Below are 11,899 nucleotides of genomic sequence, written 5' to 3' on the forward strand. Positions count from 1 at the left end.
TGCCATCGCTGGGCGCAACCGGGCGCCTGACGATGACATCCCGTGCAAAGGGCGCTGATGCTGCAACGATCGCTGTCGCTGGCGGACATGCCGAGGCCGTGAAACCTGCCGCATTGTCTGCCGGTACGGTGATCGAGCTGCGTGATATGTTCTATGCAACGCCCGCCCGGCTGAAATTCCTGCGCACGGACAGGGCAGAAGCGCAGGCGGTCACCGATGTCGTCAAACGACTGGCCATGGCCGAACCTTTCGTCACCTTCATTTTGCGCGATGTCTCCAACGGTGACAACCGCATCATGTTCCGCGCAGATGCGGAAACCGGAGACCTTTTTGATGCGCTGCACGGACGTTTGCACACCGTGCTGGGCAAGGAGTTTGCCGAAAACGCGCTGCGCATTGATACCCAACGCGACGGGTTCCACCTGACAGGCTATGCCGCCCTGCCGACCTATTCACGCGGCGCGGCAATCGCGCAGTTCCTGTTCGTGAACGGACGGCCTGTGCGCGACAAGATGCTGCTGGGTGCCTTGCGCGCGGCCTATGTGGACGTGCTGTCGCGCGACCGGCACCCCGTTGCGGCACTTTTTGTCGACTGCGATCCAACGCTTGTTGATGTAAACGTGCATCCTGCCAAATCAGAGGTCCGATTTCGTGATCCCGGCACTGTGCGCGGGCTGATTGTTTCAGGTCTGCGTCATGCCTTGGCCGATGCCGGTCATCGCGCCTCGACCACCGTTGCCAACGCGACGTTGGGCGCGATCACGCCAGAGCAAACCACGCCGCGCGTCTACCAGATGGACCGGCCCAGTTTCAGCGCACGTTCGATGACATTTCAGGCGCAGGCCCCCGGCTTTGGCGAAGCCCCCTCTGCCCGGTTTGAACCGATGGTCGAGGATGAACCCAATGACCTGCCATTGGGGGCCGCCCGCGCGCAGCTGCATGAAAACTACATCATCGCGCAGACCGAAAAAGGGATCGTCATCGTGGACCAGCACGCCGCACATGAACGGCTGGTCTATGAAAAGCTCAAGACGCAGATGGCCGAAATTGGCGTTGCAGCGCAGGCCCTCTTGATCCCCGAAGTCGTGGAGCTTTCCGAAAACGAAGCCGCCCAACTGCTGGAGATTGCCGATGACCTTGCCAAATTCGGCCTCACGATCGAACCGTTCGGTGGCGGTGCCATCGCGGTGCGTGAAACACCCGCTATTCTGGGCGAGGTCAACGCCGAAGCCATGATCCGCGATATTCTGGACGAACTGGCAGATCAGGGGAACAGCGCATCTGTACAGGCGCGGATCGAGGCGATCCTCAGCCGTGTCGCCTGTCATGGGTCCATCCGTTCGGGCCGCCGTATGCAAGCAGCCGAAATGAATGCGCTTCTGCGTGAAATGGAAGCGACGCCGCTTTCAGGACAATGCAACCACGGGCGTCCCACCTACGTTGAACTCAAACTAGCCGATATCGAACGGCTCTTCGGGCGTACATGATTCAGATTGGCGATAATATTTACGATCTCGGCGACCCGATGGTGATTGCCGTGATCGCTGCTGGCCTGATTGCGCTCTTGGTGCTGATCTTGCTGATGATGACCGTACGCCGCGCTGGCAAGTCGACCGAAGCAGTGCAGTTTGTCGCCTCTCAGGTAGGGCGTCTGTCGCAGGATGTTCAATCGCTCGGGCAGGGGCAACAGCAACTGGCAGGCAACATCCGCACGGTGAGTGATGCGCAGGCGAATGCACAGGTCCACGTCGTCCAGACGATGGAGGCAAGACTGGCCGAAGTGCAGGCACAAATGGCCGAAAGACTGGCCGACAACGCGATCAAATCCGCGCGGTCCTTGACAGAGATGCAGGAGCGTATGAAGGACACGCTGTCCGGCTCGTCCGAGAAGACGACCAAAAGCCTGACCGAACTGCAGGAACGCTTGGCGACGATCGACAAGGCGCAGACCAATATCGAAAAACTTTCGGGCGATGTGCTGTCTTTGCAGGATATCCTGTCAAACAAGCAGACACGCGGTGCTTTTGGCGAAATCCAACTGCAGGATATTGTGTCGAAGGCTCTCCCACCTGACAGCTACACATGGCAAGCGACCCTCTCGAACAACAGTCGCCCCGACTGCCTGGTGCACCTGCCCAATCCAACCGGACCCATCGTGATCGATGCGAAATTCCCGTTGGAAGCTTATGAAGTGCTTATGGCCGCTGACACGAAGGCGGATCGGGAACGTGCGCTGACCACCTTTGGGCAAGCCATCAGAACCCACATCAAGAAGATTTCGGACAGCTACCTGATCGAAGGCGAGACTGCCGACGGCGCGCTGATGTTCCTGCCGTCAGAGGCTGTCTATGCCGAATTGCACAGCCGCCTGCCCCATGTCGTGCGCGAAGGATTTAGCGCGCGGGTCTGGATCGTGTCACCGACCACCTGCATGGCGACTTTGAATACCATGCGCGCCATCCTCAAGGATGCACGGATGCGGGAACAAACAGGTGCCATCCGCAAGGAGCTGGCACTGTTGGGCGGCGATGTAGACCGGCTAGTGATGCGCGTGGGCAATCTGGATCGGCATTTCGGTCAGGCCGCCAAGGATATCGAGGACATCAAAATATCGGCTGAAAAGGCGGGCAAGCGCGCGCACCGCCTTGACCACTTTGACTTCGAGGAAATTGCGGCAGAGACTGCCGCACAGGTCGTGCCTATCGTGCCGCACAAGAGCTAGGACAATGACGCAACGCGTTTTCATCACAGCCGGTGCCGGCGGGATCGGCAAGGTCATTGCGGAAACCTACGTCGCACAGGGCGCAAAGGTCTTTGTCTGCGATCAGGATAACACTGCCATCGGCAATCTGGATCAAGCGATCACCGGCACCTGCGTCGATGTCACCGATGAGGACGCACTGAACGCATGGCTGCAAGCCGGGCTGTCACAGTTTGGCGGCTGTGATGTACTGATCAACAACGCAGGTATCGCCGGACAGGCCGATCCGGTAGAGGCGCTGGATCTTGCACAGTGGAAACACTGCCTTGCGGTCAATCTGGATGCCCAGATGATCACCTGCCGCGCCGTTGCACCGGTGATGAAACAGCAAAAAGCCGGTGCGATCATCAACCTGTCGTCAACTTCCGGCCTGTTCGGCGCGCCCTTCCGCGCACCCTATGCTGCTGCAAAATGGGCCGTTGTCGGCTTTACCAAAACGATTGCAACCGAACTTGGCCCACATGGCATCAGGTGCAACGCCATCTGCCCCGGCGCTGTGAGCGGTGATCGCATGGACAGGGTTCTTGCCGCAGAGGCACAAGCGCGCGGCGTCACTGCCAAAGATGTTTATGCGGACTACACATCGGGAAGCTCGTTGCGCCGCTTTGCTGAACCACAGGAAATCGCCCAGCTTTGCCTGTATCTTTCTTCGGATGCCGCAAAGTTTATCTCGGGCCAAGCCATCGCTGTGGATGGAAACACGGAAACCTATCATTCCGTTTAGAGCAACCCGCTATCGGTTTGCATGAACACAGATAAAAACTGCGCCCCAATTTGCAATCGGTCGCCTTTTCGATGTCAGTAAACTTTGACTAGATGCCGATAAACCGCTGCGCGATCCGTGGCACCAGACCGGTGAAGCGCAATGGCGCGTCAGTGGCGGCAAGGCAGATACAATCCATCCCTGCCTCTGCAACGGGGGTGTGATTCAGATCTTCGTTTGCCACTTCAACGTCGCCCGCACCAAAACGGTCTTCGTCGTCCGTAAAGGCACCTTGAAGCACAAGCGTCAGTTCTGTTCCGCGGTGACCATGATCCGGCACAGCAGTGCCGGCAGGAATACGAAGAAGCCGCACGGTGGCGTCATCAGACGTACTGAGGATCAGCTGGCTCACGCCTCCGCCGACCTTGCGCCATTTCAGACTGTCCAGATCACCGCTGACATAATCCTGCAAAGGGCCGGGGAAGACACTGCCCTGGGTGCGGATAGGGGCGGAACTCTCGGACAACTTACCGCTGTCAATCAATGCCAGCGTCGCGGAAAGCGCATCCTCGGCCACCTCGACCGGGTCACTATCCAACATCACCTCGCCGCCGACTGCGTCGTACTCGGCCAAGGCTGCACGGCACGTGTCACACATACTGATGTGAGTGGCCACGACCAGATTGAAAGCCTCGGGCAAGGTCCCGGCAGCGTATCCTATCAACAGCGGCTCGGTCAGGTGATGTTTAATTTTTTTCATTTCATTCATCATTTCATTGCGTGGCGTAGCCTATCCAGCGCCAACCTAATTCGTGATTTGATCGTTCCAAGCGGGAGCCCCGTCTCTGCGGCAATTTGGCTATGGCTCAGCTCGCCGAAGTAGGCGCGCTCGATCAGTTTTCTTTGTTCGGCAGGCAATGTGGCCAAGGCCTGCCCGAGTTGTTCCGTTTCCTGTTGCAGACCTATCGCTTCGGCCTGATCAGGCTCTGCTTCTGGTCCCCATGGCAGGTCTTCCGGCTCTGGCCTGCGCTGCTTGCGCAGAATGTCGATCTTGCGGTTCCGGGCGATCGTGAAAATCCATGTGGATACACTCGCCTTCGTCGGATCGAACATATGGGCCTTGTTCCAAAGGGTCGCCATGACCTCCTGTGCACATTCTTCCGCCAGATCAGGGCTGGCACCCGATTTCATCAAAAAGGACTTCACGCGCGGCGCAAAGTACCCAAACAGCTCAGCGAACGCCTTGCGGTCTTTATTATCCCGTACGGCATAGACCTGTAGGACCCATGCCATGCGTTTTGCTGTTGCTTCGGAATTCACCGTTTTCGTCCTCAATTTGCGCAACGTCCGCGCTTTGCCATCACCATAAGTGACCGAAGGCGGCAGCGCATCTGCTTTTATGAGGGCATCAGATTCCGTTAACATACAAGTATTACGCTTCGTCAAAGGAACTGGATCATCCACTGGGAAGATTTTCTTGTGATCCAAGCAAGTTATCGCCACGTATGAAGTTGAATAAATACAGACGGAACTTGGAGCCCACCTACATGCCATTCGAAACCGGGACCATCGCGCCCAGAAAAATTGCGGTGATCGGTGCAGGTATTTCAGGAATGGGGGCGGCACACGCGTTAGCAAAAGATCATCAAGTGGTGCTCTTCGAAGCCGAGGACCGTCTGGGCGGCCACGCCCGTACCCGTCTGGCGGGCAAGAACCGGGATCAGGCTGTCGATACCGGATTTATCGTTTTCAACTATGCCAACTATCCCCATCTGACAAAACTGTTCGATGACCTCGATGTACCTGTCACCAAAAGCAACATGAGCTTTGGTGCGTCATTCAGCGGCGGACAGATGGAATATGGTCTGGCCAGCCTGAACGCATTGTTTGCCCAACGCAGCAATATCGCCAGCCCCAGGTTCTTGCGCATGGTGCGCGATATTCTGAGGTTCAACGCAAAGGGCCTGCAAGCAAGCCAAGACGAAACGATAACGATCGGAGAGTTGCTTCGGAAGCTAAAGCTGAGCAATTATTTCCGCGATCACTATCTTTTGCCTTTCTCGGGCGCGATCTGGTCGACGCCAAAAGAAAAGATTCTCGATTTTCCGGCCTACGCCATGATGCGTTTCTTCGACAACCACGCCTTGCTCGGCGCGACAGGCCAGCACCAATGGTACACCGTAGATGGCGGGTCGCGTGAATACGTCACACGTCTTGGGGCCGATATGGTTCAGCGCGGCATTGATATCAGGCTTGGCGCGCCCATCAATGCTGTGCGCCGCACGTCGGAAGGTGCTGATGTGAAAACCCATGGTGCGGATTGGGAAACCTTTGACGAGGTGGTTTTCGCGACCCATTCGGACGATACCTTGCGGATGCTGTCGGACGCCACGGCAGTTGAAGAATCGGTACTTGGCGCTGTACGCTATCAACCGAACAAGGTGATCCTGCACTCTGATACGTCGATCATGCCCAAACGCCGTCAGGTCTGGTCGTCCTGGATTTACTCCGAAGATGCGCAGCGCAGCGATAAAGAGATCAACCTGACCTACTGGATGAACTCACTGCAGCCTTGGCTGAAAGACGAGGATATGATGGTCACGTTGAACAGCAATCGCCCGATCCGCGAAGACCTGATCTGGGACGAGGTCACACTGCGGCACCCGGTCTATGACCTTGCGGCGATCGCCGCACAAGAGGCGGCAGTCGCGATGAACGGATCAAACCGGACGTGGTTCTGTGGTGCATGGATGAAGAACGGCTTTCACGAAGACGGCTTGTCCAGCGGGCTGGATGTGGTGCATTCGCTCAACGCGGTTGAACGACTGCAGCATGCTGCCGAGTGACCTTTGCCATTCATCATATCGCGGCAGAAACCTATCATGGACGACGTGGGGCGACAAAGAATGCCTTTCGCTATTCCATCGATTACGTGCTGACCGATGCAGAGGCGGACCCGCAGACACCTGCCCTGTTTTCGCGTAACCGCGGCAATCTGATGTCCTTGCATGACCACGACCATGGCGGCGCCCCGAAACAGGGCAAAGGCGCGGCATGGGTGCGCGAGGTGCTTTCTGCATACGATGTCCATGATGCCGCACGGATTGAATTGCTGGCGCAGCCGCGCGTGCTGGGGCATGTGTTCAACCCTGTGTCCTTCTGGCTTTGCTACTCCGCAGATGAGGCGCTGACGACCGTCATCGCAGAGGTCACGAATACATTCGGCGACCGCCATTCCTATCTGTGCCGCCACGTCGATGGCCGCGCGATCACCAAGGATGAAACGCTCTCGGCACAAAAGCTGATGCATGTGTCGCCGTTTCAACCCGTCGAGGGCGGCTACACGTTCCGCTTTGACATCCAGCCCGACAGCATCGGTATCTGGATCGACTATTCGCGCGGAAATGGCGGGTTGATCGCCACGCTTACCGGACAGCGCAAGCCCGTCACCAATGCATCCGTCATCAAGGCGGTACTGCGTCGCCCCTTCGGATCAAGGCGTGTCTTGGCGCTGATCCATTGGCAGGCGATCAAGCTTTGGTGGAAAGGCGCGACATTCAGGTCAAAACCAGAGCCGCCATCGGAAGATATCAGTAGATGAAAGCTCTCTCGGAGCGGTTGCCCGCCTACTCGGTCTTTGCGGCCGTGTTGGCCGGGGCTGGACTGCCAATCTATATCTATGCACCCAAATACTATGCCGACACCTTCGGCGTGAGCCTCGCGGCACTGGGCGCACTGCTTTTCGCCATGCGGCTTTTCGATATGATCCAGGACCCGGTGCTGGGCTGGATCAGCGAACGGCTCACCCGATCCAAGAAACCGATCATCACGGTGACCGCCATCGTCATGGCGCTGTCGATGATCGGCCTTTTCGCCGTCGCCCCACCCATCAACCCGCTATGGTGGTTCGGCATCACGGTGACAGGGCTTTTTACCGCGTTCAGCTTTCTGACCATCAATTTCTATGCCCAAGGCGTCAGCAAGGCAGGCAACGACCCCCAAGGACACGTCCGGTTGGCCGCATGGCGCGAAAGCGGTGCCCTGCTTGGTGTATGCATAGCCGCAGTCATCCCGACCGTTCTGATCGGGGTCGTGGCCGACCCGTTTGCCGCATTTGCCTTCGGATTTGCCGCGCTGACCTTGATCGCCACTTTCTTCATGTGGCCGGAATGGAAGGAAAGGGTAAACCAGGAACCATCGCAGATCGGCGAAATCATCCGTGACAACACGGCGCGGAAACTGTTGATTCTGGCCTTGGTGAACGCCACGCCACTGGCCGTCTCCTCTACGCTTTTCCTCTTTTACGTGGAAAGCAAACTCGGTGCGGTCGGCTGGGAAGGCGCGCTTTTGGTGCTGTTTTTCCTTGCTGCGGCGCTGTCTTCGCCAATGTGGTCTGTCCTTGCGCGACGGTTCAGCCCCAAGCCTGTCTTGATCGCCGCGATGATCCTTGCTGTCGCATCATTCGCCTACACGCTCACTTTATCGCCCGGAGATGTGATCCCCTTTGCGGTTATCTGCGTACTAAGTGGAGCAACGATCGGCGCAGACCTGACTTTGCTGCCGGCGATGTTTGCAAAACGCATGGCTGCAATCTCGCCCAACGGTGGACAGGGATTCGGCCTTTGGAATCTGGTGAACAAGTTCACGCTTGCCTTCGCCGCGGTGGTTTTGCTGCCGCTACTGGAACGATCTGGCTTTCAGGCAGGGGCAACCGATTTGCCCGCCGAGGCTATCACGATGCTGACGGTGCTCTACGCACTCGTGCCGTCGCTATTGAAACTGGTTGCAATTGGCTTGCTGATCGCGACGAAACTCGAGGACTGAACGATGGCGTTTATGACCTACATTGTGACCGGCGCTGTGTTGATGGGTGTCGCTGTGTTCCTGAAACAGCGCTATATGTCCTTCTGGGCGCAGAAATCAGAAGATTATTCAGACGGACCGATGTTCGACATCCGGGAAACGTTCAACGGACCGATCGCCTGCGAAGGTGTGATCTACGGGCCAACCGGCAGGGTGTCGTCACGTTTCGTCGCTGATTTCGAGGCGACATGGAACGGCAATGTTGGCACGATGAAAGAAAAATTCTATTATGACAGCGGTCAGGTGCAGGATCGTGAATGGACTCTGACACTTGGCAACGACGGCAAGATCAAGGCCGAAGCGCCCGATGTCGTTGGTACCGGAACGGGTCAACAAAACGGGTCTGCCGTATCGCTGAACTATCGCATCAAACTGACTGAGGAAGCAGGCGGGCACGCGCTCGACGTCACGGACTGGATGTATTTGATGTCTAATGGCACTATAATGAACCGCAGCCAGTTCCGTAAATTCGGAATCAAAGTGGCGGAACTAGTCGCAACCATGCGCCCCAAAGACAAAGCCTACGCAGGAGAATAACCGTGAAGAACTGGCAAGGAAAACGCTACTGGCTTGTTGGCGCAAGCGAGGGGCTCGGGCGTGAAGTCGCGTTCTGCCTCAGCCGCGCAGGAGCAGAGGTGATCGTCTCTGCCAGATCCGAGGACCGATTGAAAGAACTGGTCGAGGAACTGCCCGGAAAGGCCTCTTATATCACCGTCGACGTGGCAGACCGTGCCGCGGTCGAGGCTGCGGCAGAACAGGCGGGAGACATTGATGGTGTCGTCTATCTTGCCGGTGTCTACTGGCCGATGAAGACGCAGGAATGGGACAACGAAAAGGCCGATATGATGGGCGAGGTGAACTTCCTTGGCGCATCGCGTGTGGTTGGTTCTGTGATCAAATCCATGGTCGCCAAGAACGCAGGCCATATCGTGCTGGTCGGATCGCTGTCAGGGTTCCGCGGGCTGCCCGGTGCGATCGGCTACTGTTCGTCCAAGGCAGGCATGATGTCGTTGGCGGAATCGATGCAGGCCGATCTGCGGACTTCACCGATCGAAGTACAACTGGTCAATCCCGGTTTCATAAAGACACGCCTGACCGAAAAGAACGACTTCAACATGCCGTTCATCATGTCCCCCGAAGACGCCGCCAAAGAGGTGTTCGAACATATGAATACCGACGCGTTCAAGAAAAGTTTTCCAATGATGTTTTCCTGGGTTTTCCGCCTGTCGCAGTTCATGCCGGACTGGATGTACTACCGTCTTTTCGGTGCCAAGTAAGACTGCCTAGCGCGGCATGGGGTTTGTCGCGCGCTTATAAGGCGTCCAGTTCTTGATCTCGGGATAATACCGCGCACGCCATTCTCTGACCCGTGGGTGCATCACCTTCCGCCAGAGTATCGGGACCAATGCGAACATTGTCATAAGAGGGTAACCATAGGGCAACTGCGGTGCCTCTTCTTTGCTATAGGTTTGCAGCAACGGAAACCGGCGATTGGGCTTATAGTGGTGGTCCGAATGCCGCTGCAAATTGATCAACAACCAGTTCGAGGCTTTGTGCGTCGCGTTCCATGAGTGGCGCGGCTGGACGTGTTCGTATTTGCCATCACCAAGATGCTTGCGTGTCAATCCATAGTGTTCAACATAGTCCACCAGTTCAAGCTGGAAGACTGCCCAGAAAGCCTGTGTCGTGAACAAAAAGACCCCCCACCAGCCACCAATGACCCATGCCAAGAGCGTAAACCCGGATTGAAGCGCCAGATAACGCCAGAAAGGGTTCGCGCGATGAAACCAGGGCAACGATTTGCGCGCCAGCATAGCCTTCTCTGCCCTGAAGGACGAAACCAGCGATTGATAAAGTACGCGCGGAAAGAACCGGTAAAAACTTTCCCCATAGCGTGCAGTCACAGGGTCACGTGGCGTGCCGATATACTGATGATGCACCAGCAGATGTTCGGACCGGAAATGCCCATAAAGCACCGAGGCAAGCAGGATATCGGCCATCCACCGCTCAAGCTTTGGCTTTTGATGCATCAATTCATGCGCATAAGTGATCCCGATGGTGCCTGACAAGATACCGAGGGCCGCGAAAAGCAGCCACTGTTCAACCCGGGCAAGGTGACCGGATTGCACGACATAGATCATGATCCCGAAAATCGTGACGATCTGCACCGGAGTCCAAAGCAGCGTGATCAGCCGATACCAGAAAAGCTGTTCCTCTGGCGTTTCCGGGTCGGGGTTTTCGGTGTTTTTTCCCACGGCATAGTCAAGCCCGGTAAACAGATACCAAGTGGACAACGGCAACAGCGCAATGGCCCAGCCACCTTGTAGCGCAGCAAATACCGCCAAAGGCACAAGGCCAAGCGAGAGCCAGAACGGCAACGCATTGAGAACGCAGTCTTTTCTTGGGGCTTGGGCAATAATCGGGTTCATGGGTCTCCACAGCCTAACTACCATGAGTTTAGAACCGGTAAATACGTTTCTCAATCATCGCGTAGCGTCACATGGGCCAGATCGAACACCTTGCGCATCGCCGTTGGCAGGGCGGCAGGGCTGAACGCATCGGGAAGAAAGAACTGCCCTCGCATTGGTTGTGTGTCGGCATCAGCGCGCACCGTCATGATCCTGAGCCGCAAATGAAAATGCGTAAAGGTATGGCGGGCTTCTTCATCAAGGACCGCCCACTCCGCCTCGAACGGTGGATCAGGCTTCGGATCGTCACCCCAATCCGATCCCGGCCAACCCAGCATCCCGCCCAGCAAGCCTTTTTCGGGGCGTGTTTCCAGCAACCATGCGCCGTCAGCTCGCCGCGCAACATAAACGATCCCGAACCGTGTTGGTGTCTTCTTCTTGGGTGTCTTTTTGGGCAAGACGGCCGCCGTCCCGGCAACCCGTGCCGCACAAGGATCTCGCCACGGACAAATCCCGCAGGCCGGATTGCGCGGCGTACAGATCGTGGCACCAAGGTCCATCACCGCTTGGGCATAGTCACCGGGGCGGTTCTGCGGTGTGAGCCCTTTTGCCTTCGCAGTCAGTTCAGCCTTCGACGCCGGCAACGGCGCGTGGATATCATAAAGACGCGCCATCACACGTTCGACATTGCCGTCCACGACCGTTTCGGGCCGATCAAAGGCAATCGCCGCAACCGCCGCGGCAGTATAGGGGCCGACACCCGGCAGCTTGAGCAAATCTTCAAAGTTATCAGGAAAAACCCCGCCATGGTCTGCCACAACAGCGCGGGCACATTTCAACAGGTTGCGTGCGCGCGCATAATAGCCAAGCCCTGCCCATGCGGCCATGACATCGGCATCCTCAGCGGCAGCCAGATCGCGGACCGTGGGCCAGAACGATAGAAACTTGCGGTGATAATCACGCACGGCAGCGACGGTGGTTTGCTGCAACATCACCTCCGACATCCAGACGGCGTAAGGATCGGGCAAGACGCCCGCCTTGCGCTCTGCGGGCGGCACACGCCACGGCATCTCGCGGGCATGCACGTCATACCACGCCAAAAGCTCTGAACTGAGGTCACGCAATATTTATTACCCGTTTCATCCTGCCGCGCAGACTTGGCGC

General features: G+C 57.1%; 12 protein-coding genes. 8 read left to right on the plus strand and 4 right to left on the minus strand.

Annotation, left to right across the window (positions count from 1 at the left end):
* From mutL to R6T97_RS07300, 3 genes are all read left to right on the plus strand, one after another.
* The coding region (gene mutL / locus R6T97_RS07290) for a DNA mismatch repair endonuclease MutL (RefSeq protein WP_410348629.1) at positions 1–1,487 on the plus strand (1,487 nt) is incomplete at its 5' end.
* Entirely contained in the window at positions 1,484–2,722 is a 1,239-nt protein-coding gene (locus R6T97_RS07295; protein ID WP_410348630.1) for a DNA recombination protein RmuC, read from the plus strand. The genes mutL and R6T97_RS07295, both read left to right, overlap by 4 nt.
* Positions 2,723–2,726: 4 nt before the next feature.
* Entirely contained in the window at positions 2,727–3,485 is a 759-nt protein-coding gene (locus R6T97_RS07300; protein ID WP_410348631.1) for an SDR family oxidoreductase, read from the plus strand.
* Positions 3,486–3,573: 88 nt separating this feature from the next.
* On the opposite strand, the gene R6T97_RS07305 is transcribed toward R6T97_RS07300, so the two are convergent.
* A complete protein-coding gene (locus R6T97_RS07305; protein WP_410348632.1) occupies positions 3,574–4,224 on the minus strand; it encodes a ChrR family anti-sigma-E factor in 651 nt (216 codons plus the stop codon).
* A gap of 8 nt (positions 4,225–4,232) precedes the next feature.
* On the minus strand, positions 4,233–4,757 hold the full coding sequence (locus R6T97_RS07310) for a sigma-70 family RNA polymerase sigma factor (protein ID WP_410348640.1): 525 nt from the start codon (positions 4,755–4,757) through the stop codon (positions 4,233–4,235).
* A 254-nt stretch (positions 4,758–5,011) separates the two neighbouring features.
* Between R6T97_RS07310 and R6T97_RS07315 the strand changes: the two genes are divergently transcribed.
* The 5 genes from R6T97_RS07315 to R6T97_RS07335 are packed head-to-tail and all read left to right on the plus strand — an operon-like array spanning position 5,012 to position 9,604.
* Complete coding sequence (locus R6T97_RS07315; protein ID WP_410348633.1) at positions 5,012–6,310, plus strand: NAD(P)/FAD-dependent oxidoreductase; 1,299 nt, start codon at positions 5,012–5,014, stop codon at positions 6,308–6,310.
* A complete protein-coding gene (locus R6T97_RS07320) occupies positions 6,307–7,065 on the plus strand; it encodes a DUF1365 domain-containing protein (protein ID WP_410348634.1) in 759 nt (252 codons plus the stop codon). Before R6T97_RS07315 ends, R6T97_RS07320 begins: the two co-directional genes overlap by 4 nt.
* Positions 7,062–8,288, plus strand: coding sequence for an MFS transporter (locus R6T97_RS07325; RefSeq protein WP_410348635.1), 1,227 nt, complete (start codon positions 7,062–7,064; stop codon positions 8,286–8,288). The genes R6T97_RS07320 and R6T97_RS07325 overlap by 4 nt, the downstream gene beginning before the upstream one ends.
* 3 nt (positions 8,289–8,291) lie before the next feature.
* Positions 8,292–8,864, plus strand: a complete 573-nt coding sequence (locus R6T97_RS07330) for a DUF3833 family protein (protein WP_410348636.1) — start codon at positions 8,292–8,294, stop codon at positions 8,862–8,864.
* 2 nt (positions 8,865–8,866) lie between these two features.
* Complete coding sequence (locus R6T97_RS07335; RefSeq protein WP_410348637.1) at positions 8,867–9,604, plus strand: SDR family NAD(P)-dependent oxidoreductase; 738 nt, start codon at positions 8,867–8,869, stop codon at positions 9,602–9,604.
* Between the two features lie 6 nt (positions 9,605–9,610).
* Here the strand turns inward: R6T97_RS07335 and R6T97_RS07340 are convergent, their stop codons facing one another.
* Together R6T97_RS07340 and mutY are read right to left on the minus strand one after the other, a co-directional pair.
* Positions 9,611–10,756: an alkane 1-monooxygenase gene (locus R6T97_RS07340; protein WP_410348638.1), complete on the minus strand. Its 1,146-nt coding sequence runs from the start codon at positions 10,754–10,756 to the stop codon at positions 9,611–9,613.
* Between the two features lie 50 nt (positions 10,757–10,806).
* The gene (gene mutY / locus R6T97_RS07345) at positions 10,807–11,859 is read right to left on the minus strand and encodes an A/G-specific adenine glycosylase (RefSeq protein WP_410348639.1); all 1,053 of its coding nucleotides are present in this window, start codon (positions 11,857–11,859) and stop codon (positions 10,807–10,809) included.
* Between the last annotated feature and the right edge of the window lie 40 nt (positions 11,860–11,899).

The sequence above is a fragment of the Yoonia sp. genome (assembly GCF_046498525.1).
In the GTDB taxonomy this organism is placed as follows: domain Bacteria; phylum Pseudomonadota; class Alphaproteobacteria; order Rhodobacterales; family Rhodobacteraceae; genus Yoonia.

Excerpts from the sequence above, each read along its gene's own strand:
- R6T97_RS07310 (WP_410348640.1), bottom strand. The coding sequence starts at position 4,757 with ATGGCATGGGTCCTACAGGTCTATGCCGTACGGGATAATAAAGACCGC.
- R6T97_RS07325 (WP_410348635.1), top strand. The coding sequence starts at position 7,062 with ATGAAAGCTCTCTCGGAGCGGTTGCCCGCCTACTCGGTCTTTGCGGCC.
- R6T97_RS07340 (WP_410348638.1), bottom strand. The coding sequence starts at position 10,756 with ATGAACCCGATTATTGCCCAAGCCCCAAGAAAAGACTGCGTTCTCAAT.
- R6T97_RS07315 (WP_410348633.1), top strand. The coding sequence starts at position 5,012 with ATGCCATTCGAAACCGGGACCATCGCGCCCAGAAAAATTGCGGTGATC.
- R6T97_RS07295 (WP_410348630.1), top strand. The coding sequence starts at position 1,484 with ATGATTCAGATTGGCGATAATATTTACGATCTCGGCGACCCGATGGTG.
- R6T97_RS07305 (WP_410348632.1), bottom strand. The coding sequence starts at position 4,224 with ATGAAAAAAATTAAACATCACCTGACCGAGCCGCTGTTGATAGGATAC.
- R6T97_RS07300 (WP_410348631.1), top strand. The coding sequence starts at position 2,727 with ATGACGCAACGCGTTTTCATCACAGCCGGTGCCGGCGGGATCGGCAAG.
- R6T97_RS07330 (WP_410348636.1), top strand. The coding sequence starts at position 8,292 with ATGGCGTTTATGACCTACATTGTGACCGGCGCTGTGTTGATGGGTGTC.